Annotated in this window: 1 protein-coding gene; it reads right to left on the minus strand. The window is 60.6% G+C overall.

Annotated features, from left to right (window positions below; all coding sequences use genetic code 11):
* Positions 1–294: 294 nt before the first annotated feature.
* Positions 295–667: ankyrin repeat domain-containing protein (locus tag JP75_RS24755; protein WP_035087939.1), on the minus strand; the 373-nt coding region annotated here is incomplete at its 5' end.

Consider the following 667-nt stretch of genomic DNA (forward strand, 5'->3'; position numbering starts at 1 on the left):
TGCAGCACCGACAGCCCTAAGCATTCCCTCGGCAGCCGACTGCACATTTCATCGGCGAGCAAGTTTCGAGTCAACAAACGGACATCTCGCATACCGAAACACGTTGCAAACGGGGTGCGAGCGCCTCCATCACCCGCTGTTCGTGTTGGCAGTGAAAAATGCAGATTTCCGAAACCTGATGGTCAAGTACCGAAAGTGGGGACCAGACCTATATTGGCGCGGAGGCAGTCCTTCTCGAAATGCAGCCGAAGGCGCGCGTTTCGCCATGCAAAACGCGCTTCAATCGGAGGCAGCCTAGCGCTCCAGCAATCTCGCGATTTCCGCAAATCCTCGGGCACGAGCATGAGCGAGGGGCGTTACGCCATCGTGGTCGGCCAACTCGCGGTCGGCGCCGGCTTCGAGCAGCAGACGCACAACCTCCTGGTGGTCCGGGCCGCCGTCACCGAGGATCACGGCTTCTATGAGAGCGGTCCAGCCAAGATTGTTGACGTGGTCGAGAGGCGCGCCGGCGGCAATGAGGCGGCGGACGATTTCGGCGTGGCCGAGATGAGCGGCCGCGATCAATGCCGTTCCGTTATAGGGGCTGGTGATCAGCCCAGGATCGTTGCCGAGCGTGATGGCTAGCGACATGAGGTTGGGATCGTTGGCCACGGCAGCAATAGTCACG

Origin of the sequence: Devosia riboflavina, from assembly GCF_000743575.1 — a bacterium.
Lineage (GTDB): Bacteria > Pseudomonadota > Alphaproteobacteria > Rhizobiales > Devosiaceae > Devosia > Devosia riboflavina.